Origin of the sequence: Stappia sp. (genome assembly GCF_965276915.1) — a bacterium.
Lineage (GTDB): Bacteria > Pseudomonadota > Alphaproteobacteria > Rhizobiales > Stappiaceae > Stappia.
The window spans coordinates 1862877-1885596 of record NZ_OZ255709.1; the positions used below are offsets into that span (position 1 = coordinate 1862877).

The following is a 22720-nucleotide window of genomic DNA, read 5'->3' on the forward strand; positions in this document are numbered from 1 at the left end:
CGAGACCGCCCGATGCCCGACCTTCTCCTGGAGCTCTTCAGCGAGGAAATTCCCGCCCGCATGCAGCGCCGCGCGGCGGACAACCTGAAGCAGCTGGTGACCGATGCGCTGGTCGACCGGGGCGTGACCTATGAGGGCGCCAAGGCCTTCGCGACGCCGCGCCGCCTGGCGCTGCACATCGCCGGGCTGACGGCCGGCTCGAAGCCGACCCGGGAAGAGCGAAAAGGCCCGCGCGTCGGATCGCCGGAAAAGGCGCTTGAAGGGTTCCTGCGCGGCGCCGGACTTGCCTCCATCGACGAGGCGCAGGTCGCCTCCGATCCGAAGAAGGGCGACTTCTACGTCGCGGTGATCGAGAAACCGGGGCGCGCGACGCCCGAGATTTTCGCCGAGATCATGCCGGACATCATCCGGGGTTTCCCCTGGCCGAAATCGATGCGCTGGGGGGCAGGTCACTTGCGCTGGGTGCGGCCGCTTCATTCCATCGTCGCCACCTTCGGGCCGGAGACCGAGGAACCCGAGGTGATCCCCTTCGAGATCGACGGGATCGCTTCGTCGAACATGACGCGCGGCCACCGCTTCCTGGCGCCCGATGCCTTCGAGGTGCGCCGGCTCGAGGACTATGCCGACAAACTGGAGAAGGCGAAGGTCGTGCTCGATGCCGACCGACGCAAGGACATCATCGCCAACGACGCGCGCAACCGGGCCATGGCGCTCGGCCTGGAACTGGTCGAGGACGAGGGCCTGCTTGAGGAAGTTGCCGGTCTGGTCGAATGGCCGGTGGTGCTCGTCGGCTCCTTCGAGGAGGCGTTCCTCGAACTCCCCGACGAGGTCATCCGCCTGACGATCCGCGCCAACCAGAAGTGTTTCGTGCTGCGCGATCCCGCGACCGGCAAGCTCTCCAACCGCTTCGTCGCGGTTTCCAACATCGAAGCGGCCGATGGCGGCGCCACGATCATCGCCGGCAACGAGAAGGTGATCCGCGCAAGGCTCTCAGACGCCCGTTTTTTCTGGGAGACGGACCTCAAGGCGCCGCTGGAAAGCCGGCTGCCGAAGCTCGACAGCGTCGTCTTCCACGAGAAGCTCGGCACGCAGGGCGCGCGGGTAAACCGTCTCGAGGCGCTTGCCCGCGAGATCGCGCCCTTGGTTGGCGCGGACATGGAAAAGGCCGGCCGCGCCGCGCGTCTTGCCAAGGCCGACCTGCCGACGCAGATGGTCTACGAGTTCCCGGAACTGCAGGGCCAGATGGGCCGCACTTATGCGCAGATGCAGGGCGAGGAGCCATCGGTGGCGCTTGCCATCGAGGATCACTACAAGCCGCAAGGCCCGTCCGACGCGGTGCCGGCCGATCCGGTCGCCATCGCGGTGGCGCTTGCCGACAAGCTCGACCTGCTCGCCGGCTTCTGGGCCATCGACGAAAAGCCGACCGGCTCCAAGGATCCTTTCGCCCTGCGCCGTGCAGCGCTCGGCGTCATCCGCATCGTGCTGGAGAACGGGCTGCGGTTGCGCTTGTTAGATTTGCTCACTGTTCTCGAATCTACACATCAGCAGTTCGTTGAGCCGCACCAGATAGATTACGACCTTAGCGCCCAATGGACTGAAGAGGATTTCAAACGAAAGTTTCCGAACTACGCATTTAAAGTTCAGAGGCAGGGTGGACGCCTCCTTGAATATCTGCGTACGCATCAAAACAACGCAAAACACTTTGGATATTGGCGATTTGTGGAGGACCTCCTCGCCTTCTTCGGCGATCGCCTGAAAGTGCATCTGCGCGAGCAGGGCGCACGGCACGACCTCATCGACGCGGTGTTCGCGCTGGAGGGTCAGGATGATCTCCTGATGGTGGTGAAGCGCGTCGAGGCGCTGGGCGCGTTCCTTGCGACCGAGGACGGGACGAACTTGCTTGCCGGCGTCAAGCGGGCGGCGAACATCCTGCGCGCGGAAGAGAAGAAGGACGGGGCTGAGATTTCCGGCCGCCCGCATGCCGACCATCTGGTGGAGAAGGCCGAGATCGAGCTCGCCGCCGCCATCGATACGGCGCGTGCCGATATTCGCGAAGCGCTCAAGGGCGAGGACTTCGCCAGCGCGATGACGGCACTGGCCGCCTTGCGTGCGCCCGTCGACACCTTCTTCGACGACATTCTCGTCAATGCGGACGATGCGGATCTGCGCCTCAACCGGCTGCGTTTGCTGGCGGAAATCCGCGAGGCAACCCTCAGTGTCGCCGACTTCTCGAAGATCGCCGGCTGAGACGAAAGATCGGTGCTGCTACGGCGTCGGGTCGATGCACTGGCACCGCCCGTTGGTCGACACCGACGCCTCGTAGTAATCGGCCTGCACCGAGACGGAGATATCGACGATCTGGGTGATGACGAAGCCGCAGCTTTTGCCGGCCTCGCACTCGCCGACAAAGCCGCAGCCGCCGTTGCCCGCCTCCATGACATTGGCGAAGGCGTGCCGCACTGCTTTAAACGGTGTGCGGCCGATGCCTCCGGCCTTGACCGCCTGATTTTCAAGGCTTCCGCATTTCATCCGCGTGATCTCCGGTTGTGGGGACGCGGATGAAGTCAATCAGGGATCGTGACGTAGCGTCAAGGGAATTGCCGGCGGATCACTCCGCCGGCATTGCCGAAAGCCGGGCCACCGGCTCCTCCCGGATCGGCCAGTGGATGAGCGCGGCGAAGATGCTGAGCCCGATGCCGAGATACCAGATCACGTCATAGGAGCCGGTCTGGTCATAGAGCCGCCCGCCCAGCCAGACGCCGAGAAACGAGCCGATCTGGTGGGAGAAGAAGACGAAGCCGAACAGCGTGGCCATGTAGCGCGGGCCGAACATCACCGCCACGAGCCCGGATGTCGGCGGCACGGTGGACAGCCACAGGAAGCCCATGGTGCCGGCAAAGACCAGCACGCTCAGCGGCGTTGCCGGAGCCACCAGGAACAGCGAGATCGCAATGGCCCGGCCGATATAGATCAGCGACAGGAAATAGGGTTTGGAGAAGCGGCCGCCGATATAGCCGGAGGCGAGCGCCCCGAACACGTTGCAGAAGCCGATCAGCGCGATGGCGATGGCGCCCCATTTCGGGTCGAGGCCGATATCCGCGATATAGGGCGGCAGGTGCACGGTGATGAAGGCGACGTGGAAGCCGCAGACGAAGAAGCCGAAGGTGAGCAGGATGAAGCCGCGGGTGCGGAAGGCCTCGGCGATGGCCTGGCCGAGATTCTGGTCGGCGATGCCCGACCCGGGCACATAGGCGGCCGGCTTGCCCCTTAGCGCGATGGCGAGAAACGGCACGACGAGCATCAGCCCGCCGAGAATGTAGAGCGTCTCCTGCCAGCCGAAGGCGTCGAGAAGCCCCTGGCTGAGCGGGGCGAAGAGAAACTGGCCGAAGGAACCGGCAGCCGTGCCGACGCCAAAGGCGAGCGAGCGTTGCTCCGGCGTCACGGCGCGGCCGAAGGCGGCCAGCACCAGCGAGAAGGACGAGAAGGCGACGCCGAGGCCGATCAGGACGCCGCCGGCGAGATAGAGCATAAGCGGGCTCTCGGCCTGCGCCATGATGATCAGGCCGGCCATGTAGAGCACACCGCCAAAGGCGATGGTGCGCGCGGTGCCGAAGCGGTCGGCGATCATGCCGGCGACCGGCTGTGCCGCGCCCCAAACGAGGTTCTGGATGGCAAGCGCCAGCGCGAAGATCTCGCGCGACCAGCCGCGCGCTTCCGTCATCGGAGTGAGAAAGAGGCCGAGCGCCGAGCGCGGGCCGAAGCTGATCAATGCGACGAGGCAGCCGCAGACGATGATCAGCGGCAGGCTGACCGCCAGGCGCGGCAGCGGGGAAGGGGAGGCGGTTGTCATCGTGGAATTCCCGGCGAAGGGCCGGCGCGATGGCCGGCAATCTCATTTGCGGGTGACTATGCGGCAAGACTCCCATGCCGAAAAGTGAAACATCTTCGTGTTTCACATTCACACGGCGAATGGGTTGGGGGGGGACGGCTCCGGTGTGGTAAGTGAGGGTAAACCCCCACACGAATTGCGATCTCCAAGTAAATGATCCAGAATTCGTTTAATTTTGGTCGTGCGGATGAAGAAATAATCTTGAGTGGATGTTATCGCCAGTCTAGGGGCTTTATACAATGACATTAAAAATTTATCTCGATTCGCAAGATTTCCTCAGAATGTATAAATGTGAAGATGGATCTATATATAGAAAAGTAAGAGACTATATGGTGGATTTGGTTGATTCAGGAAACGTGTCAGTTCCAATTTCGGCTCCCATTTTATCTGAAGTTCTACAGCCTGCATCTGGTGTTTATTTCGAAGATAGAATAATGCGCGCTAGGATGTTAAATTCTCTATCAAGAGGTGCCTGCTTGCCGTATATCTCTGATCTTTTGTCCGGGATAAATCTAGATGGTGAGCAAGGTTGGATGCCGGTTTCATCATTGAATAAATTTAGCTTTAGTAATTTTGTCGAAACTATGCGCGTGAAAATTCGTCATCACGAAAGACTTTCCCGCGCTCATCGGAGGAGGCTTTCCTCGCCAAAGGTTTTTCGAGATGAAGTATTACGAAACCCCTATATCTTAGCCGGATTTGATGATCCCTGGAAGGAGGTTCCCTTCTTGCGGGAGTTTATTGACGGAGATTATTGGAGAGGTTTCCTGAAAGGGGACATAAGTATTGATGACGCAGATGCGGCGCTTCGTCGATGGTTGGTAGACTTTGAAGCGCTTTTTCGTATCTTTCATAATCTTGAAGAGGAAAGAGATGTTCTGCAAAGGATTTTTGCGGACAATGAAAGGAGAGTCGTTGATGCCATTTCTGGCATGCAATCTTGCATGGTTGAGATGCGAGAGGCAGAGAAGGTTGTAAAGGAAAAAAAATCTGAGTTAAGGAAAGGTCTCAAAGAAGTTGGCTTCGATGATCGATTTGTGCGAGGCTTTCTTTCGAAATTAAGTGCTTCTGGAGGTTCAAAAGAATTTACAGCAGATAGTATATTCGGAAATTCACGGGGCGAGCTTCAAGATTTGGGAGTATATGAAATATTTTCGGCTTATATTAATGCGTCTCTCAGCGGTAGAAGTGTTTCTAGTTCGGATTATCGAGATGTATTTCATGCGCTTTATTTAGGCAGCGTGGATGCTTGGAGGGGGGATCGATCATTTTCGAATATTTTGATATCTCGGAAGGTGCGAGGGTGGGAGAAAATAAAACCCAGCATTCAGGATTTGTATGACTTTCTTTTAGAAAAATTTGGATAGTCCTTATATATCTGCGTTCAAGGTTGCTATGTGGCTTGGCTTCCAGAGCCCTTTCAGGTTCACCGCCCGTCTCGCGGTCTGGATGATGACCGCCGGCCATTTGCCGGCTTTGGCGCCGGCGCTCGGTGCGGTGCGCCGGGCGGTCGAGCAAGTCTTTGAAACAGAATAGCAATATCCATTCATCCTACAAAATAATGATGCTGCGACAAGAAAGACATTGGCAAGCGCCGGGTGGATGCCTATATATGCCCCGTACGAGCATAACCGACGGCTATTGCCGCGTTTTTTAAACGACGGTTTATGCTCAAATTGAGCAAAAGGCGATCCGAGGCTGCCCGCGCGAGAGCGTTCTGCCCGGATCGACGCATTGCTCCATGCACACGGATCGTGCCTCGCGGGCGGTCCGGAAAGCCAGGGAGGTCATCATGGCCACCATTGCACTCGATATCGGTCACCGTCCCGCCGCCAGCGCCGCACCGGCGCGTGCCTCGGGCTTCGCGCCCCTTGAGCGGCCCGAGCTTGCCTACACGCCGGAAGTCGCCGAGGCGACCGCGCCGGTCTACGAGAAGGTCAAGGACTTCATTCCGCAGATCGAGTGGCCGGTGCTGGCGCCGGTGATCCATGCGATCAACAAGCTCAAGAAAGAGCGCAACGCCGTCATCCTGGCGCATAACTACATGACGCCGGAAATCTTCCATGGCGTGGCGGACATCGTCGGCGACAGCCTGGCGCTCGCCAAGGAAGCGGCGAAGACCGACGCGGACGTGATCGTCCAGTGCGGCGTGCACTTCATGGCCGAGACCGCGAAGATCCTCAATCCCGACAAGACGGTCCTGATCCCGGACATGAAGGCGGGCTGCTCGCTCGCCGAATCGATCACCGCCGCCGACGTGAGGGCCTTGCGCGAGAAGCATCCCGGCGTGCCGATCGTCACCTATGTGAACACCTCCGCCGACGTGAAGGCGGAATGCGACATCTGCTGCACCTCGGCGAACGCTGTCCAGGTGGTGGAGAGCCTCAACGCGCCGAAGGTGCTGCTGATCCCGGACCAGTATCTGGCCGCCAACGTGGCGCGCCAGACCGATGTCGAGATCCTCACCTGGGCGGGCGCCTGCGAGGTGCACGAGCGTTTCACTGCGGCGGAACTGCGCGAATATCGCGAGATCGAGCCGTCGGTGAAGATCATCGCCCATCCGGAATGCCCGCCCGAGGTGGTCGACGAAGCCGACTTCACCGGCTCGACCGCCGGCATGATCGACTGGGTCAAGCAGAACCGGCCGGGCAAGGTGATGCTCGTGACCGAATGCTCGATGGCCGACAACATCGCCTCGGAGACGCCGGGCGTCGATTATGTGCGGCCCTGCAACCTGTGCCCGCACATGAAGCGCATCACCCTGTCGAAGATCCTCGATGCACTGGTCGAGATGCGCGACGAGGTGACCGTCGATCCGGGTATAGCGGCCCGCGCCCGCCAGTCCGTGGAGCGGATGATCAATCTCAAGAGCTGACATTTGGTCGCGCCCGGAGCCTCCCGCTTCGGGCGCATTTCGTTTGGCAAGCTGCGGTGCCGGGGTAAGATCGGAACCGGACGGCCTTCGTCGAGGCGGATCGCTCCGTGTTGCTTTTCGGATGAGGCAAACCGACGGCGGCCGGCCCCGGCCCGAAACCCTCGACATGCCCCCGCTTGCCCGAGGTCGCTTGCCGGCCTCGTTCCTGCCCATGGCCCGTTTGGCCCTTCCCCGGACGTGAAAACATGACGTCAGCCCGCCCTGCCACTTCGCATATCGACGATGTCGTCATCCTTGGCGGTGGCCTCACCGGCCTGTTCTGCGCACTCAAGCTGGCACCGCGGCCGGTCACCATCCTGTCCGCCTCGCCGATCGGCGAGGGCGCGTCCTCGGCCTGGGCGCAGGGCGGTATCGCCGCTGCCGTTTCCGACGAGGACAGCGCCGCTTCCCATGCTGCCGACACGATGGCTGTCGGCGGCGGCCTGTGCGACGAGAAGATCGTGCGGCTGATGACCGAGGAGGCGGGCGACCGCGTTCGCGACCTGCTCGGCTACGGCGTGCCGTTCGACATGGACCTGGAAGGCCGGCTGCAGCTCTCCCGCGAGGCGGCCCACTCGGTCAACCGGATCGTGCGCGTGCGCGGCGACATGGCCGGGCGGGCGATCATGGACGCGCTTGTCGCCGCGGTTCGCAAGACCCCGTCGATCCGGGTTGTCGAGGGATATCTGGGCGAGGAGTTGCTGCACGAAGGGCGCCTTGTCACCGGTGTGCTTGCCCGCCGCCGAGGCGATCGCGAGCGGCTTGCCTTCCCGGCGCATGCCGTGGTGCTTGCCTCCGGCGGTATCGGCCATCTCTTCGCGGTGACCACCAACCCGCCGGAGGCGAACGGCCAGGGCATCGCCATGGCGCTCAATGCCGGGGCGGTGATCGCCGATGCGGAATTCGTCCAGTTTCACCCGACCGCGCTGAATGTCGGCCACGACCCGGCACCGCTTGCCTCCGAGGCGCTGCGCGGCGAGGGCGCGATCCTGATCGATCGCACCGGCCGGCGGTTCATGGAGGAGATCGATCCGCTGAAGGAACTCGCCCCGCGCGACGTCGTCGCGCGCGCGGTCTTCGCCGAGACGCTCTCGGGGCGAGGGGCGTTCCTCGACTGCCGGGAGGCAATCGGCGCGGCCTTTCCGGAGCGCTTCCCGACGGTGCATGCCGCCTGCCTGAAGGCCGGCATCGATCCGGTTCGCGAGCCGATCCCGGTGGCGCCGGCCGAGCACTATCACATGGGCGGCGTGCTGACCGACGCGAACGGTCGTACCTCGCTCGACAATCTCTGGGCGGCCGGCGAGGTCGCCTCCACCGGTGCCCACGGGGCCAACCGGCTGGCGTCCAACTCGCTGCTGGAAACGGTGGTCTTCGCCGCCCGCATCGCCGAGGACATCCAGAACCAGATGCCCAATCCGCGCACCGCGCACTGGCCTGGCATCGACGACCACATTCAGGAACCGACCCGGCGCAACCAGGTCGAGCGCGAGGCCATTGGCCTGTTGCGACGGGCAATGGCCGCCGGCGTCGGGGTGATCCGCGACGCGGAAGGGCTCACCGGAACGCTTGCCGTCATCGATGCTTTGGAGGCGCGCTGCAAGCGTCGCTCGATCCGCAACATGATGACCACCTGCAAGGCTGTCACCGCCTCCGCGTTGATGCGCCGGGAAAGCCGGGGCGGGCACTGGCGGTCCGATTTTCCTCAAACCGATCCCGCGTTCGCCCGGCGTTCCTTCGTCACCCTCAAGGATGTCGAGGCGGCGGTCGTGGCCGCCCGCGACAGCGAGGTCGGGCGTGCCGCCGTTGCCCGGCTCGCACTTGAGAGCGGAGACGAGACATGAGTGCGACCGCCAATCTTCCGGTTCTGCCTGGCCTTCTGGTCGAGGATGCTGTCCGCGCGGCCCTGCTGGAGGACTGGGGCCGGGCCGGCGACATCACCGCCCAGGCGACCCTGTCCCCGGAGCTTGGCGCCAGCGCCGTCATCGCCGCTCGGCAGCCCGGCCGTCTCGCCGGCCTCGCCCTTGCCGAGACGGCCTTCCGGCTGAGCGATCCCGCGATCCGGGTCGAGCCGCTCGTCGCCGACGGCGCACGGCTAGCCCCCGGCGACGTGGTGATGCGCATTGACGGGCCGGCGCGCGGGCTGTTGTCGGCAGAGCGCGTTGCCCTCAATTTTCTAGGTCACCTTTCGGGGGTTGCGACGGCGACCGGCCTGTTCGCCGACCGGACCGCGCATACGAAGGCCCGCATCGTCTGCACCCGCAAGACGACGCCGGGTCTGCGGGCCTTCGAGAAATACGCGGTGCGCTGCGGCGGCGGCGCCAATCACCGCTTCGGCCTCGATGACGCGATCCTGATCAAGGACAATCACATCGCGGTTGCCGGCGGCGTGCGTGCCGCCATCGATGCGGCGCGCGCCTTTGCCGGCCATCTCGTCAAGGTCGAGGTCGAGGTCGACACGCTCGACCAGCTGCGCGAGGCGCTCACCGCGCGCCCGGATGTGGTGATGCTGGACAACATGGAGCCGGGAATGCTGCGCGAGGCGGTTTCCATCGCCGGCGGTGCGGTGCTGCTCGAGGCTTCCGGCGGCATCACGCTCGAGACGGTCGCGGGCGTGGCGGAAACCGGGGTCGACCTGATCTCCGTCGGCTGGATCACCCATTCCGCTCCTGTCCTGGACCTCGGCCTCGACATCGTCCTCCGCTGAAGCCCCGGGTTGTGCTAGGGGCTCGACAAGTCGGGCGGCATTGGCGAAAGTCTCTGCCGCAAAGGGACGCCATGCCGAAGTTTGCTGCAAATCTCTCCATGCTCTTCACCGAGCACGACTTCCTTGACCGGTTCCAGGCCGCTGCCGATGCGGGGTTCACGGCGGTGGAGTTCCTGTTTCCCTACGAATTCCAGCCGGACGAGATCGCGGCCCGCCTGACCGCCGCCGACCTGCAGCTTGTCCTTCACAACTTTCCGCCGGGCAACCGGGTGGCGGGCGAGCGCGGCATCGCCATCCTGCCGGATCGGGTCGCGGAGTTTCGCTCGGGGGTCGACTGGGCGGTGGCCTACGCGACGGAACTCGGCTGCCCGCAGCTGAACTGCCTTGCCGGCCTGGCGCCCGAGGGGGCCGATCCCGCGCTGCTGCGCGCGACGCTTGTCGACAATCTGAAATATGCGGCCGAACGTCTGGAGCGCGCCGGGCTTCGCCTGCTCGTCGAGGCGATCAACACCCGCGACATGCCGGGCTTCTTCCTGAACCATTCGGACCAGGCAATCGCGGTGATGGACGAGGTCGGCGTCGACAACCTCTTCCTGCAATACGACATCTACCATATGCAGGTGATGGAGGGGGATATCGCCAACCGTCTGGCGCGACTGCTGCCGCGTATTGGGCACATCCAGATTGCCGATACGCCCGGCCGTCATGAGCCGGGAACGGGCGAGCTGAATTATCCCTTTCTTTTCGGCCATCTCGACCGGATCGGGTATGACGGCTTCGTCAGTGCCGAGTACAGGCCCCTGGCGTCGACGGAAGCCGGGCTCGATTGGTTCGCCGCCGCCCGGGTTGGCTGACGCCGGCTCTCACGCTGTCGAGCGAAGCGCCGGGTCGGATGGGCGACCCGCTCCTGTTCCCTGACTTTCCAGAGGTGTGCCGATACTGGCGATGGCGACGCCGTCGGCCTGCGCCTTGGCGTGCTGCTTCAGCCGGGCGATGTGATTGCTCAGCATGTCGAGATTGTCGATCGCCACGCCCTTGGGAATATGCATGACGGCGATCGAGCAGGTCAGCAGCGGATAGGTCTGCATCCGTCCCGTGCGGTCCTCGGCGAGAATGAAACCCTGTCGGCGGTGTTCGGGGCTGTAGAGGCTTTCCACCTGATGGGCGAAGTCGGCTCGCAGGTCGCGCATGTGCCGGGCGACCTTGTCCCGCGGCCAGTCTTCCAGTCCGACGAAGAAGTCGTCGCCTCCGACATGGCCGACAAAGGCGCGACCCATGTCCAGCTTCCGCTTGAGCAATTCGGAGAACAGGATCAACGCCCGGTCGCCGATGCGAAACCCGTAGGCGTCGTTGAAGGGCTTGAAGTTGTCGAAGTCGATATAGCACAGGGACCGGTCCCGGTCCGCTCCCGCCCCTGTTCGCACAACATGGTCGGAGATAGCCGAATTGCCGGGCAGCTTTGTCAGCGGGTTCTGGTCTTGGGCGATCTGCAGGCGCGCCTCGTTCGAGATCTTCAGCAGCGAGTGGGCAAGCAGGCAACCGGCGTAACGGCCGGCGCGGGTGATGACGATGCCGTCCGCCAGCTCTTCCGAACTGACATCGACCAGCCGGGCGAGCGGCGCGTTGATGTCGGCGATCGCACATGGACGGATGAAACGCCTCAGGTGATTGTCGATGGTCGGATTGAGCAGCAGGTCCCGCCCGAAGGACAGGTAGAGGAAGCTCTTCAGGTCGGCCTCGCGGATCAACCCCCTCGGCTCGTTGGCCGCGTTGACCACGGGAAGGATGGTCTGCTGCGGGTTTGCCTGGAAGATGTCCAGCGCCTGGGCGATGGAGCCGCTTTCGCTGATTGACGGGACGCGCGCCATTTCCTTTTCGAGGAAATCGAGATCGGCATGCTTGCGCATGTCCGGGCGGTCAGGCCTGTCGCCCTGAACGGCATAGGCGGGGCGAGCCTGGGTGATGTCGGTGAAGGGACGCGCGATCAGGTACCCTTGAACGAGATCGCAGCCGACATCGCGGCATGCGCGCAGCTCGGACGGGGTTTCGACGCCTTCGGCAACGACGCGGATGCCGAGAACATGAGCCAGATCGACGACACTGGACACGAACAGCCGCTTGCGGGCGTCGTTCTGCAAGGAGGTGATGAAGAACCGGTCGATCTTCAGGATGCCGGGTTCGTACTGGTAGAGCAGGCGGAGCTGCGAGTAGCCTTGCCCGAAGTCGTCGAGGGCGATGCCGAAGCCATGGTCGCGTGCGCTGGTGACGAAGCTGTGCAGGTCGTTCTGGGCGAAGCGCTCGTGGATTTCCGGGATCTCGAGGCATATGTGCCAGGGTGACAGCCCATGGGCGCGGGTGGCCGCCTGCGTCGCCTCGAGCTGCTCCTGCATTGCCGACAGGTTGCGGGCGTCGATGTTCAGGAACAGCTTGGTTTTTTCCGAGACGTTCATGCGCGCGAACTTGGCGATCGCCTTGCGTCTCAGCAGGCTTTCCAACTCGGCGATGCGGCCGTTGTCCGCGGCATAGTCGAGAACCTCGCGCGGTGAGCCGAACCCCAGCCTGCCGAATTCCCGCAAGAGCGCCTCGTAGCCGAACACCGCGCCGGAATGGATGTCCACGATCGGCTGGAAGGCATAGTCCAGCGCTGCCTCGGCCTGCGTCATGAAGAGCGGCAGGTTGCGGGTGGCGCGCAGGGCCTCGGCAATGCCGCCGGCGTTGTCGCTCACATCTGGCTCCTTCGTTCGCCGGCGTCGTTGCATCCGGTCGTGCGCGCAGTCGGTACCGGTCTCGGGCCGAATCGCGACTGGCGGGCACCAGTCTTGCAGCCGAATGGTGACGGTATGAATGCAGGGAGCCGCGCGGAGCTTCGCACGAAATCCATGAGATGGCCTTTTCGCCGCAATGAACAATCGAATTCGGAACGTCGTGAATGTTCCCGCAGCCGGGCTGCAGGCGAAAAAAGTCATATATTCTAATTGTAAAGGGAACCTTGCACGGATCGAGGAGCGGCCCGCCGCGATGTCGCCGGACTGGGCCGGCGAGACGGCCGGATCAGCTCCAGCCGCCGCGTTTGGTCTTGTAGAAAATGTGCTGGCCGATCTTGTCGAGGCGCTTCATGTAGCGCGCCCAGCGCGGGTTCACATAGGTCGCGTGATAGTGCGTCGAGGCGCCGACCTTTTCCAGATAGCGCTGTCCCGAGACGGTCTCGCGAGCGACCTTCTGGGCGACCTCCCATTCGAGCTTTTCGCTGATCCGGTCGCGGACCCCGTCGCAGGCGAAGGAGAACTGGCAACGGTTGCGCAGGTGCCGGTTCTGGTAGACGACCTTGCAGATGGTTTCCGGGTAGGCCGGGTTACGCACCCGGTTGAGCACGACCTGGGCAACGGCCGCCTGGCCGTCGACCGGTTCGCCGCGGGCCTCGAAATAGACGGCCTCGGCGAGACAGCGTTGTTCCTTGGCGGTGATCACGCTGGCGGGAAGGGCGCGGTTGGCCCACCAGAACGGATCGCTGTCCTTGTTGGTTTCCAGCGCCGCCTCGTCGCCTGTGCCCGGCGCCAGCGGGTTCCCGCCAAGCAGCGCCTCGAAGGGCGCACGCACATTATCCATTCCCTGCGGGGCGTAGGCGGAGGCGTAGGAGACGCTGGTTGCCGCCACGTTGCGCGCCATGGCAAGCCTTGCCAGGTCGAGCGGCGAGCCCTTGCCGGTCGTACTGGCGCTGGCAAGTGCCGTGCCTTCGAGGCCGACAGGAATATTGGGGCGCACGAAGGCGACGCGCGGCAGGTCGGCGGAAGTCCGTCCGCCGATCATGCTGGTCATCGTGTAGACCGAGCCGGCGGCGACGCCGACCATCTCGCGGTCGGGAGCGAGCGATACGTAGCGGTCGCCCTTGGCGGAGCGGTTCACGGGCGTGCGTGCCGGCGGCTGCTTGGGAGCGCTTTCCTTGACGAAGGTCTCCAGTCCGCGCACCACGGCCGGGTCCGTGCCCGGCGCCGCGTTGGTGATCGCGTAGTCGGGAGTGTCGCCCTTGCGGTCCTGCGACGCATCGGCAAGGACGAGGGAAGGCGCGACGCTGCTTGTATGGGGAGCCGCCTCGATCGCGGACATCCAGCGCGGGGCGTTGCCGCGCGTTGCCTCGATCAACGCGGTGATGTCCTGTTGGCCGATGGAGCCGGACCAGGCGAGATAGATCACCGGAGCAAGCGCGGCGAGGCGCCAGGCAACGGGTCTCTTCGTGCCATGCGCGTTCCGCCCCGTGCGGGTCGGACCGTCGGCTCTTCGACGGGGGGCGAGGCGGTGGCCAAGCGTTTGCACCGTGCCAGTCATACGCGGCAACTCCGGTCCATGCGGCAAGAGGTCGGGAACGTCCGGCGAGGGGGCCGTGACGCGATGTCTAAAGTTGATCCTCGCGGTTTAACCTTGAAAGAGAGTTAATAGGGACGGAATGCGGCCGGTTTCCATGTTTTCGGGACCCTGTACTGGGTCCGTCATGGTTAATGCGGCGGGCCCTGAACAGGCCAAATTGCTCTTGGAAAAGCGTTTTTCTTAGAAGGGGCAGATGCTGGCGAATGTCGTGGGAGCGCCGCCGTTCGGATGACGGATCGTCAGGCTCTCGGCATGAAGCTGAAGGCGCGGTGCGCCGTTTTGCGACTCGGGCGTGCCGTAGAGCGGATCCCCGAGGATCGGATGGCCAAGCTCGCGCATGTGGACGCGCAACTGGTGCGACCGGCCGGTCAGCGGCTCCAGCAGCACCCGCGTCGCGTTCTCCTCGCGCGCCAGCACCCGCCAGTTGGTGAGCGCAGCCCGGCCTGCCTCGTGATCGACCATCTGCCGCGGCCGGTTCGGCCAGTCGGTGCAAAGCGGCAGGTCGATGGTGCCGCTATCCTGCATGACATGACCGGCAACGCGCGCGACATAAGCCTTGCTGACGTGGCGACGTTCGAACTGCAGGCCGAGATGACGGTGGGCAGCCGCGTTCAGCGCCAGCACCATGACGCCGGACGTATCCATGTCGAGGCGGTGGACGATGCGCGCGTCTGGATGAAGTTGCAGCGCGCGCGCGGCGAGGCAGTCGGCAAGTCGCGGGTGCTTGCCGGGCACGCTCAGAAGTCCGCTCGGCTTGTCGACGACGAGCAGGTCAGGGTCGCGATGCAGCACGACCAGCAGCGGCTCGCGCGGCGGCGCGTAGACGCGGTCGGGAAGCGGCAAGCCTGGGGGCGTGTGTTCCTGCATCGTCCCCACATAACGGGCCGGGCGCGCCATGCAAAGGGCCATCAGTGGTCCGGGGGCGGCAGTTCGGGCAGGCGGGAGGCCCGCCTCTTAGCGTGTCTCGCCGGCGGGGAAGATCATGCAGGTTTCGACGCCGTGGGCGACCAGCTTGCCCTTGCCGTCGACGAGCCGTGCTTCCGAGGTCGCCATCCGGCGGCCGCGATGCAGCACCCTGCCATCGCATATGAGCCGTCCGCTTGTCTCGAACACCGGGCGCACGTTGTTCACCTTGAACTCGACGGTCGTGTAGCCCTCGCCGGGAGCAAGCGTCGTGTGCACGGCGCAGCCGAGGGCGGAATCAAGGATCGTCGCGATCCAGCCGCCATGCACGGTGCCGAGCGGATTGTAGTGGTCGAAGGAGGGCTCGCCCTCGAAGCGGGCGAAGTCGGCGTCCACGTCCGTCAGGACGAAATTCATCGTCCGGCAGATCGGCGGGGCGGGCAGGCGGCCGGCGATCATGCCGCGCAATTGTTCCAGCCCGCTCAAGGAGGCCGCCTCGGCGGGATCGGCAAGGCCGAAGGTGCGGTCACCGAAATCCATCGCATCGTTCCTCGTTTTGTGTGCATATGCACATATACATGGACGCCGCCGCCATGCAAGGTATCCGCAAGCCGGTTTCCCGTCTCGGGGCATGCTCGGGGACGGAGATCTCGACATCGCTATCCGGCAAGTGCGTGCCTATGCACGCAACTTTGACCGTGTTACTCTGCGGCATGAATGCCAGCCTCTTCTGCTCCTGTCATCGCCTGCGCCGCGCCGGTCGTGTCGTCACCCGCCTCTATGAACACGCACTCGCCGACAGCGGCCTGACGCCGCAGCAATTCGCGGTGCTGGCGAGCCTTGCCTATGACGGGGCGCGAACCGCGTCGGAACTGACCGAGCGGGTCGGGGCGGAACGCAGCACGCTGACCCGGGCAATCGACCGGCTTGAGGCGGCCGGGCTTGTCGAGACCGGTCCGGCCGGCGACCGCCGCGAGCGCCGCGTCGCGCTGACCGGTGCAGGCCGCGAGCGCCTTGCGCAAGGTGTCGCCGGCTGGCGCCGGGCGGAGGGCACCATGCGCCATGCCATGGGACCGGAGCGGGTGGCGCTGCTCTGGGAGCTGCTCTCCGAGGCCGAGGCGGCGACCACGCAATACGATCCGGACAAGGCTCGCCGCGCACGCCACGTCAGGTCCGGGGAGTTGAAGGGGAATGGAGCTGGCGGAGATGGAACTGGCGGGGAGGCCACGGCCGCAAGCGAAACTACCGCCCGCCGACCCTGAGGCCGAGGGCCGGGCGCTCCTTCAGCACCTCGTGGCGGAAGCGGAAAAGTGCCGCCGGGCGGCCGCCGGTCTGGGTCGAGGTTTCGCCGGTCGGCTCCACCAGGTCGCCCTTTTCCACCAGGCGGCGGAAATTCTGCTTGTGCAGGTGCCGGCCGGAGATCGCCTCGACGCAGCGCTGCAGGTCGGTCAGCGTGAAGATGTGCGGCATCAGCTCGAACACGAGAGGTCGGTATTTCAGCTTCGTGCGCAACCGCGATATGGCGGTCGCCAGGATGCGCCGGTGATCGTAGAGCATCGGCTGGCCGAGGCCGGGCAGGTCGCCGCGCTTCAGCGCCGCCGGGCGTCCGTCACGTCGGGCTTCCTCCAGAAGGCCGGCTTCGTAGAGCAGCTCGTAGCGATCGAGGACCCGTTCCTCGTTCCACATCCCGTCCTGGATGTTGAACGCCTGATGCACCTGTTCGCCGCGCGAGCGTGCCCGGGGCGGGCTGTCGCGCGGTATCGGCGCGGAGGTCCAGGCTTCCAGCGCCGGCAGGATTTCCTGTTGCACCACGGCCGGCATGCCGGAACGCCAGTCTTCCCAGGGAAAGAAGCTGTACCATGACCGCCACTGGGCGTTCTGCAGCGTAAGGGCCTCGTCGGAGCGCAATGTCTGCCGGGCAAGGGCCAGATAGCCGACCGAGACCACATGCGGCCCTGTGTCGGAGTGGATGTGGTGACGGCCGCGATCGCCGAACGTGTAGAGTTGCTCGACATAGCCGAGCTTCAGCGCGGTCTGTTCCTCGACCCATTCGCGCAGGCCGATCTCGAAGGTCCGGTGGCGTGTCGGATCGAACGGGCCGAAGGGCAGCGACTGGGCCGGGTTCTCCGGCTTCGCCGCAATGGTCAGGACCTGCGGCTGGGGATCCGCGACGGAGACGATGACGGCGTTGAGGCCGATCTCGATCATGGGCGGCCCGCGGCGGCGGCGATATCGAGGGTGAAGGGCGTTCCCTCGTAGGCGTCGGCCCCCCGGCCGATCGCCTTCACCGCCGCCGTCATCCGGCCCTCGCGCCCGAGCAGCGTATCGGCCAGGGCCACCAGCCGGGCATTCGGGGTCGCCGATGGCGAGGCCGTGCGCAGGGCCTTTGCCAGCGTGACCTCGCTGGCATGCGGGGAGAGCGCGCAGGCGCTGATATAGGCGGCGGCCGTGGACCGGCTGATGCCGGCGAAGCAATGGATCACCATCGGCTGCGCCCGGTCCCAGGCGCCGACGAAGTCGAGAAGCTGGCGCACATGTATCTCGCCCGGCGGGGTCAGGCCCTCGGCCGGTGCGGTGATGTCGTTGAAAGCGAGAAAAAGATGATCGCCGGCGGCAATGCTCTGGGGGCGGCGCACCTCGGTTCCCGCGCTGATCAATGTCACCAGGCGACGGGCGCCGGTGCGCTCGACGGTTTCCGACAGACGCGCCAGCGAACACACGGTGATCATTGCCCCTCCTGCGATTTGATCGGTGCCGCGGCTCCCGGATGCGTCCCGGAGCGCGACTCGCCCTTGTCCTTATCTAGGGCAGCAGGCAGCGCCTGTCACCGCGCTGATGAGCAGGCGCGCCGTGCCGCCTCGATTTCCTCGAAACGCTTCAGGAAAAGCAGTTGCGCCTTCGCCGCCGGCAGCGCGGTCAATCCGAGCCTCGGGGACTGTCCGCTGGCGGGAACGAGGCCGCCGGGCTGGCCGAAGATCCGCGCCGCTTCCCCGTCGTCGAAACCGGCCAGTTCCACCGCCTCGAAATAGGCCGCGACGGTGTCCGCTTTCTTGGTCAGCACGCGGGTCTTTTCGGGAATGATCGCGGGCAGGGCGAAGCGGAGATGGATCGCCGCCTGAAGGCGCGCCTCGATCTCCTTGTAGTTGCCGCCCATCACCGCCTTGAACGGTGAGATCATGTCGCCGATGACGTATTCAGGCGCGTCGTGCAGCAGCACGCAAAGCCGCTCGTCGGCACTCAGGCCTGGTTGCAGCCGCCGCGCCAGTTTTTCCACAAGCAGCGAGTGCTCGGCGACGGAAAAGGCATGGTCGCCGACGGTCTGGCCGTTCCAGCGTGCCACCCGGGCAAGTCCGTGGGCGATGTCCTCGATCTCGACATCGAGCGGGGAGGGGTCGAGCAGGTCAAGGCGGCGGCCCGACAGCATGCGCTGCCAGGCGCGCGGCTCGGACGCCGTTTTTTTCGGCCCGCGGCTCATGGGAGCGGCTCCCTCACGCGTCGTCCTCGCCGCCGCCCGTTTGCTGCGGCCAGGTGAAGCGCGCGAACTCAGGCAGGGCGAAGGTGAGGAGAATGCCGTCCGCCGTGACATCGGCGCCCCGCGCGAGCGCGCCGGCGATGCGGTCGAGCCGTACCAGCGCCAGGCCCTGGGTGCCGGCGACGCTGCCCAGGGTTCCGGCCGGCTTGCCGTCGGCGAGGATCTCCGTTCCGGTTTCGGGCAGGGCGGTTTCGGCGCTTGCCTTGACGATGCGGCGCCGGGCGGTGCCGCGATGCTGCATCCGGCTGACGACCTCCTGGCCGACGAAACAGCCCTTGTCGAAGGCAACGCCGTTGAGGTCGTCCATGTCCGCGTCGTGCGGGAAACTGTCGCCGGGTGTGAAATCGAACGGCGCCTCCGGCAGGCCGAGCGCCACGCGCCGCGCGTGATAGGCGGAAGCCGGCGCGTCGGAAAAGCCGTCGAGCCCGCCAGCCGGCCCGCCAACCGGCCCACCAGTCGACCCTGCGGCAGGGGCATAGACGCGCCAGCCGAAACCGGCAAAGCGCGGATCGGCCATGACGATTGCGTCCGCCGCCTCCGGCTTCTCGCCCCAGGCGGCAAGCACGCCCCGTTCGCCGGAGACATCCTCGATCTCCACCTTGGCGCGCAGCCGGTAGAAACCGAGCCGCTTTGCAAGGTCGGCGATCTGCTCCCGGTTTGCCTCGATCAGGTAGCCGTCCCCGTGGCCGACGATCAGGAAATCGAACAGGATCTTGCCCTGCGGCGTCAACAGCGCGCCGTAGCCGCCGGTCGTCGCATCGACCTTGTCGAGGTCGCAGGTCAGGAGGTTCTGCAGGAAGCCGTGTGCATCCGGCCCGCCGACACGGACAAGGCCGCGCCAGTCGAGCCTCGCGGCGGCCTGTGTCGCGTCCTGCGTGGTCGCGGAATTCTCGCTGATGCCGGTCATGTTCATTTCGGTCCTCGAGACAAGCGGCGGCGTGTGCGTGGCGCGACTCGCCATCGTCCCGCCCCGCTCATGGCGACATAGGCCGGATCTTACGGGTCAACAAGGTTCCGGCAAGGGGCAGTCGGGAGGGCGGCGGCCATATCGGCAGGCTGGCCCCTGGCGAGGCGGCCGGCGGCGGCAGAGATGGTCGATATGTAGGAAGGTCTTGGGACAAGTTCCCGTTGAATCGTTCATCTGCCGAAAATTCGACACGCTTTGTTACGAGTTGCGCATTAGCATGTGATGTCTTCGATCCGCTCCGCCGGTCGCTCCGGCCCAGCGCTTTCAGGTCGTTCCGCCATGTGCCGTCTGGCTGCCTATCTCGGTGCCGAAATTCCGCTGGAAAACATCATCGCCCGCCCGCGCCACTCGCTGCTCGTGCAGAGCCAGGATGCGCAGGAGGCGAAACTGCGCGTCAATGGCGACGGCTTCGGCATCGCCTGGTACGGCCACCTGCCCGAGCCAGGCCTGTTCAAGGACGTGCTGCCGGCCTGGGCCGACACCAACCTGCCGAGTGTCTGCCGGCTGGTGCGCTCCCGGCTCTTCCTTGCCCATGTGCGGGCGGCGACGACGGGCGCTGCCTCCCGCGACAATTGCCACCCGTTCGCCCATGGGCGCTGGGCTTTCATGCACAATGGCTGCATCGGCAACTTCGCCGCCCTGCGCCGGGACATGGAAGCCTGCATTGCCGACGAGTTCTACGCCACGCGGCGCGGCACGACCGATTCGGAGCTCTTCTTCCTGCTGCTGCTGAGCAACGGTCTCGATACGGATCCGAAAGCCGCGCTCGACGCAACGCTCGCCCGGTTGCTCGAGATCGCCGGACGGCGCGGCACACGCGGCGAGCCGCTCCGCCTGACCTGTGCTTTCAGCGACGGCGAGCGCATCTTCGCCTTCCGCTTCGCCGATGACGGCCGTGCGCCCTCGCTCTATCTCTCCGACTGCCTCGATCACGGCGGCCGTGCCTTCGCGTCCGAGCCGCTTGAAGGCCCTTGCGCGCGCTGGCGTGTCGTGGAGCCGGATATCCTGTACGAACTGGGCAGTGACGGCGTTGCCGTTCATGCGATCAATCCGTCCCGTGGCACAGGGAACCTGGAACGTCCGATGCGTTCGATGTCGTCCTGAGCGGGAAACTTCCGGAACGAGCTATCCTGAAGCGAGGTCATGATGCCGGACGCCACTCTTGCCCGCGACATTCTGGGCGCGGTCGATGAAGGCTTCGAGGATCAGATCGCCTTCACCGAAGCCCTGATCCGCTTTCCCTCGCTGCGCGGGGCGGAAAAACCGGCCCAGGATTTCATCGCCGGCGAGCTGGAACGGCGCGGCTATGCGGTCGACAGCTTCACGATCGACATTGAAAGGATCCACGACCATCCGGGTTTCTCGCCAGTGGTTGGCGTCGACTACGCACAGGCCGTCAATGTGGTCGCAACGCACCGCCCGCACCGCGAGACAGGGCGCTCGCTGATCCTCAACGGACATATGGACGTGGTGCCGGAGGGGCCGCCCGAGATGTGGGAGGTCTCGCCGCCCTTCGTGCCCAGGCGCGTCGGCGACTGGCTCTACGGTCGCGGCGGCGGCGACATGAAGGCTGGTATTGCCGCAAATCTTTTCGCCCTCGACGCGCTGCGCCGCCTGGGCTTCCAGCCGGCGGCCCGGGTGCATTTCCAGAGCGTCGTCGAGGAGGAATGCACCGGCAATGGCGCGCTCGCCTGCCTCGTCGAGGGCTACACGGCCGATGCCGCGATCATTCCCGAACCGGTCGATGAACGGCTGGTGCGCGCCAATGTCGGCGTGCTCTGGTTCGACGTCGATGTCGCCGGCCATCCCGTGCATGTGCGCGAGGCCGGTTCCGGCGCCAATGCCATCGAGGCGGGTTACCGGGTCATCGCTGCACTGAAGGAGCTTGCGGAGGCCTGGAACGCGGAAAAATCCGGGCATCCCCATTTTGCCGAACTCGACCATCCGATCAACTTCAACGTCGGCAGGATCGAGGGTGGCGACTGGGCCTCGTCCGTGCCGGCCTGGTGCCGGCTTTCCTGTCGCATCGCCATCTATCCGGGCGACGATCCCGCCGCGCGGGCGCGCGAGATCGAGGCGCATCTGGCGAACGTTCTGGCCGATGACGCCTTTCTCGGCAACCGGCCGCCGAAAGTCACGTGGAACGGCTTCTTCGCCCGCGGCTATGTACTGGAGGAGGGGAGCGAGGCGGAGGCGGCCCTTGCCCGCGCGCACGGGCTTGCCGCCGGCAGCGCGCTTTCGAGCTTTGTTTCGCCAGCCTATCTCGATGCACGGGTCTTCGTCATCTATGCCGGCATGCCCTGCCTGGTCTACGGACCCCTCTCGGAGAGCGTGCATGGGTTCGACGAGCGCGTCAGCCTTGCCTCGATCCGGCGGGTGACCGGCGCCATCGCGCTGTTCATCGCCGACTGGTGCGGGCTGGAACCGGTGACCGGGCCGGAGGGCTGAGGAACGGCGGCCGGCAAAAAAAGAAGGCCCGCCTTGCGGGCGGGACCTTTTCGCGCGGAGAGGGGCCTGGCGGGCTTGGATAGGGCGTGTGGGAGCAAGGTCAGGCAGGGCTTGGCAGTGAGCCGCGTGAGCCGCCAAGGGCCGCGGAGATGCTGGCGATGCGGGCACTGGCCGGGATCGGCCGGATCGTGAAGAGGCGGGGAATACGGCTCTGGCCGGCATCGTTCGCCAGCGCCAACAGCGATTCGATCTGCTCGCCGACGCGGCGATGGGTTTCGGTCTCGATGCGGATCCGCCGCCAGACGTGGCGCTGGACGACGAGGTCCATGCAGGCCTTGATGTCTCCGATCAGGAATTCGAGGTCGAGCGTCGGCAGGCCGAGATAAGCCCGCAACTCGTCGAAGATGCTTCTCAGCACCGCCGCATAGGCAAGGTCCTCGGAAGCCGGCCGCAGCTCGTTGATGTCGAGGCACTGGATCTGTGCCTCCTCGCGGGCGGTCTCGATGAAGGCTGCCAGCTGCGTGCTGGTCAGTTTCGCGGAGCCGTCTTCCAGCGACAGTTGCTTCATCAGGAGCGAAGCCTCGAAGATGTCGAGAATCCGGCGCGACAGAAGATGCACCAGCTCGCGCAACGCACGCTCCTGCGCCGGATTGCATTCGATGAAGTTCATTTCGACGATGTCGAAAAGTCCGGCCTCGAAGGTCTCGCTGATGTTGCGGAAGCAGGGATGGTGCTGGAGCAGGCGGTTCACCACCGGCAGGGCGTCGGCCTCGACAGGACAATCCGACATGCGGATCTCGGTGATGTCGGTGAAGAGGTTCGGGCTCTTGCGCTCCACGCCATTCTGCGGTTTGAACACGGCAATCTCCTTCGCCGGCCCGTTGTCCGGGTGGCGTTTCTGGTCGTCTTGTCTTGTGTGCTTTCGGCCGGGAAAGCCGTCTTGGTTAAAAGATTCCGAATCGTGACCTGAGTCGCAATCGGGAAATGACCGCGCGAAGCAA

At 64.9% G+C, this 22720-nt stretch carries 20 protein-coding genes; 9 read left to right on the forward strand and 11 right to left on the reverse strand.

What is annotated here, in order from left to right; translation table 11 throughout:
* Nucleotides 1-12: 12 nt before the first annotated feature.
* Complete coding sequence (gene glyS / locus ACQY46_RS08745) at nucleotides 13-2247, forward strand: glycine--tRNA ligase subunit beta (RefSeq protein ID WP_428699859.1); 2235 nt, start codon at nucleotides 13-15, stop codon at nucleotides 2245-2247.
* A gap of 18 nt (nucleotides 2248-2265) precedes the next feature.
* Here the strand turns inward: glyS and ACQY46_RS08750 are convergent, their stop codons facing one another.
* Nucleotides 2266-2529: a hypothetical protein gene (locus ACQY46_RS08750; RefSeq protein WP_428699860.1), complete on the reverse strand. Its 264-nt coding sequence runs from the start codon at nucleotides 2527-2529 to the stop codon at nucleotides 2266-2268.
* Nucleotides 2530-2608: 79 nt separating this feature from the next.
* A complete protein-coding gene (locus ACQY46_RS08755) occupies nucleotides 2609-3850 on the reverse strand; it encodes an MFS transporter (protein ID WP_428699861.1) in 1242 nt (413 codons plus the stop codon).
* A 368-nt stretch (nucleotides 3851-4218) separates the two neighbouring features.
* On the opposite strand from ACQY46_RS08755, the gene ACQY46_RS08760 reads away from it, so the two are divergent.
* From ACQY46_RS08760 to hyi, 5 genes are all read left to right on the forward strand, one after another.
* Nucleotides 4219-5256 (forward strand): hypothetical protein, encoded by a 1038-nt coding sequence (locus ACQY46_RS08760; protein WP_428699862.1) that lies wholly within the window; start codon nucleotides 4219-4221, stop codon nucleotides 5254-5256.
* A 425-nt stretch (nucleotides 5257-5681) separates the two neighbouring features.
* Nucleotides 5682-6764: a quinolinate synthase NadA gene (nadA, locus tag ACQY46_RS08765; RefSeq protein ID WP_428699863.1), complete on the forward strand. Its 1083-nt coding sequence runs from the start codon at nucleotides 5682-5684 to the stop codon at nucleotides 6762-6764.
* A 245-nt stretch (nucleotides 6765-7009) separates the two neighbouring features.
* A complete protein-coding gene (locus tag ACQY46_RS08770) occupies nucleotides 7010-8644 on the forward strand; it encodes an L-aspartate oxidase (protein ID WP_428699864.1) in 1635 nt (544 codons plus the stop codon).
* Nucleotides 8641-9507, forward strand: a complete 867-nt coding sequence (nadC, locus tag ACQY46_RS08775; RefSeq protein ID WP_428699865.1) for a carboxylating nicotinate-nucleotide diphosphorylase — start codon at nucleotides 8641-8643, stop codon at nucleotides 9505-9507. Before ACQY46_RS08770 ends, nadC begins: the two co-directional genes overlap by 4 nt.
* Nucleotides 9508-9578: 71 nt before the next feature.
* A complete protein-coding gene (hyi, locus tag ACQY46_RS08780; RefSeq protein ID WP_428699866.1) occupies nucleotides 9579-10361 on the forward strand; it encodes a hydroxypyruvate isomerase in 783 nt (260 codons plus the stop codon).
* A gap of 9 nt (nucleotides 10362-10370) precedes the next feature.
* On the opposite strand, the gene ACQY46_RS08785 is transcribed toward hyi, so the two are convergent.
* The 4 genes from ACQY46_RS08785 to ACQY46_RS08800 form a co-directional block, all read right to left on the reverse strand.
* The gene (locus tag ACQY46_RS08785; protein WP_428699867.1) at nucleotides 10371-12233 is read right to left on the reverse strand and encodes an EAL domain-containing protein; all 1863 of its coding nucleotides are present in this window, start codon (nucleotides 12231-12233) and stop codon (nucleotides 10371-10373) included.
* A gap of 325 nt (nucleotides 12234-12558) precedes the next feature.
* Complete coding sequence (locus tag ACQY46_RS08790; protein WP_428699868.1) at nucleotides 12559-13830, reverse strand: cell wall hydrolase; 1272 nt, start codon at nucleotides 13828-13830, stop codon at nucleotides 12559-12561.
* Between the two features lie 219 nt (nucleotides 13831-14049).
* Complete coding sequence (locus tag ACQY46_RS08795; RefSeq protein WP_428700447.1) at nucleotides 14050-14736, reverse strand: RluA family pseudouridine synthase; 687 nt, start codon at nucleotides 14734-14736, stop codon at nucleotides 14050-14052.
* An 87-nt stretch (nucleotides 14737-14823) separates the two neighbouring features.
* A complete protein-coding gene (locus ACQY46_RS08800; RefSeq protein WP_428699869.1) occupies nucleotides 14824-15312 on the reverse strand; it encodes a PaaI family thioesterase in 489 nt (162 codons plus the stop codon).
* 173 nt (nucleotides 15313-15485) lie between these two features.
* Between ACQY46_RS08800 and ACQY46_RS08805 the strand changes: the two genes are divergently transcribed.
* Entirely contained in the window at nucleotides 15486-16034 is a 549-nt protein-coding gene (locus tag ACQY46_RS08805) for a MarR family winged helix-turn-helix transcriptional regulator (protein ID WP_428699870.1), read from the forward strand.
* On the opposite strand, the gene ACQY46_RS08810 is transcribed toward ACQY46_RS08805, so the two are convergent.
* From ACQY46_RS08810 to ACQY46_RS08825, 4 genes are all read right to left on the reverse strand, one after another.
* Nucleotides 16015-16980 (reverse strand): NUDIX hydrolase, encoded by a 966-nt coding sequence (locus ACQY46_RS08810; RefSeq protein ID WP_428699871.1) that lies wholly within the window; start codon nucleotides 16978-16980, stop codon nucleotides 16015-16017. The two genes, ACQY46_RS08805 and ACQY46_RS08810, sit on opposite strands and share 20 nt — an antisense overlap.
* Complete coding sequence (locus ACQY46_RS08815) at nucleotides 16977-17501, reverse strand: tyrosine phosphatase family protein (protein WP_428699872.1); 525 nt, start codon at nucleotides 17499-17501, stop codon at nucleotides 16977-16979. The genes ACQY46_RS08810 and ACQY46_RS08815 overlap by 4 nt, the downstream gene beginning before the upstream one ends.
* Before the next feature lie 95 nt (nucleotides 17502-17596).
* Entirely contained in the window at nucleotides 17597-18247 is a 651-nt protein-coding gene (locus tag ACQY46_RS08820) for a hydrolase (protein WP_428699873.1), read from the reverse strand.
* Nucleotides 18248-18260: 13 nt separating this feature from the next.
* Nucleotides 18261-19211 carry a YgfZ/GcvT domain-containing protein gene (locus ACQY46_RS08825; protein WP_428699874.1) on the reverse strand — a complete coding sequence of 317 codons (951 nt, stop codon included), beginning with the start codon at nucleotides 19209-19211 and terminating at the stop codon, nucleotides 18261-18263.
* Between the two features lie 339 nt (nucleotides 19212-19550).
* Here ACQY46_RS08825 and ACQY46_RS08830 point away from each other — a divergent pair, with 339 nt between their 5' ends.
* The gene (locus ACQY46_RS08830) at nucleotides 19551-20375 is read left to right on the forward strand and encodes a class II glutamine amidotransferase (RefSeq protein WP_428699875.1); all 825 of its coding nucleotides are present in this window, start codon (nucleotides 19551-19553) and stop codon (nucleotides 20373-20375) included.
* A gap of 39 nt (nucleotides 20376-20414) precedes the next feature.
* The gene (locus ACQY46_RS08835) at nucleotides 20415-21719 is read left to right on the forward strand and encodes an ArgE/DapE family deacylase (RefSeq protein WP_428699876.1); all 1305 of its coding nucleotides are present in this window, start codon (nucleotides 20415-20417) and stop codon (nucleotides 21717-21719) included.
* A 100-nt stretch (nucleotides 21720-21819) separates the two neighbouring features.
* On the opposite strand, the gene ACQY46_RS08840 is transcribed toward ACQY46_RS08835, so the two are convergent.
* The gene (locus ACQY46_RS08840) at nucleotides 21820-22578 is read right to left on the reverse strand and encodes a hypothetical protein (protein ID WP_428699877.1); all 759 of its coding nucleotides are present in this window, start codon (nucleotides 22576-22578) and stop codon (nucleotides 21820-21822) included.
* Nucleotides 22579-22720 lie beyond the last annotated feature (142 nt).